This window comes from Streptomyces sp. NPDC012935 (assembly GCF_042900345.1).
Classification (GTDB): domain Bacteria; phylum Actinomycetota; class Actinomycetes; order Streptomycetales; family Streptomycetaceae; genus Streptomyces.
The window spans coordinates 1-1076 of sequence record NZ_JBIBBC010000117.1 but is presented as its reverse complement, the minus strand read 5'-3'; the positions used below and the strand labels follow the sequence as shown (position 1 = coordinate 1076).

Sequence of the window (1076 nt, the reverse complement as noted above, 5' to 3'; positions counted from 1 at the left end):
ATCATGCACTCCGGACAGATGGGACGGTCGCAGCGGGTGCAGCGGACACCGGTCTCGCGGTCCGGGTGGCGGTAGCAGACAGGCAGGCTCCGGGCGTCCTGCGGGCTACCCACCGGCTGGTCCATCGGATCCCCTAGGTCGTCGTCCGCGGCGCACAGGCCCATACACCGCCCCCGCCCATCCTTACGGACGAGCGGGGCGATTGGTTCCCTGCGGGAGGTGTCGGACGTCCGAGCGGACGGTCCCGCCTCAGCCCTGACGCGTCTCGATCACGACGGACTCGATGACGACGTCGTTCACCGGGCGGTCGGTGCGCGGGTTGGTCTGCAGCGAGGCGATCGCGTCGACGACCTTCTGGCCGGCCGCGTCGGCGACCTCGCCGAAGATCGTGTGCTTGCGGTTCAGCCACGTCGTCGGGGCGACGGTGATGAAGAACTGCGAGCCGTTGGTGCCCGGACCGGCGTTCGCCATGGCCAGCAGGTACGGCTTGTCGAAGGCCAGGTCGGGGTGGAACTCGTCCGGGAACTGGTAGCCGGGGCCGCCGGTGCCGTTGCCCAGCGGGTCACCGCCCTGGATCATGAAGCCGCTGATGACCCGGTGGAAGACAGTGCCGTCGTAGAGCCTGGCCGTGGACTTCTCGCCGGTGGCGGGGTTGGTCCACTCACGTTCGCCCTGGGCGAGTTCGACGAAGTTCCTGACCGTGACCGGCGCGTGGTTGGGGAGAAGCCGCACCGCGATGTCGCCGTGGTTGGTCTTCAGGGTGGCGTAGAGCTGCTCGGCCACGATCTGCCTTCCGTCGTCGTTCTGTGATCCCTCGATCCTCGCACGGACGGTCTCGGCGGATGCCCGACGCTCGTGAACCGGCACCCAACCGGGCAGATCCCTTGCGGAAAACGCGTCGAGTACTCCCGTGGCGGGGGCGCGACACGACGAACCGTGGCATTGTCGACGACAAGCCACCGTTGCCCCATATTGATCCTTTATTCCAATCGATCACTTTCACCGGCACCCGAATGCCCGCCCACACATGCCCCGCCGCGTTCCGGGAGGCATGATCCGTAAAAGGGTGGAAAGTC

The 1076-nt window shown here is 67.2% G+C and carries 1 protein-coding gene and 1 pseudogene; both read right to left on the bottom strand.

Going from position 1 to position 1076, the window contains the following annotated elements; genetic code table 11:
• Nucleotides 1-125, bottom strand: a pseudogene (locus tag ACFY5C_RS41965) (rhomboid family intramembrane serine protease); the annotation flags it as partial.
• A gap of 124 nt (nt 126-249) precedes the next feature.
• Nucleotides 250-783 (bottom strand): peptidylprolyl isomerase, encoded by a 534-nt coding sequence (locus ACFY5C_RS41960; protein WP_086866153.1) that lies wholly within the window; start codon nt 781-783, stop codon nt 250-252.
• Nucleotides 784-1076 lie beyond the last annotated feature (293 nt).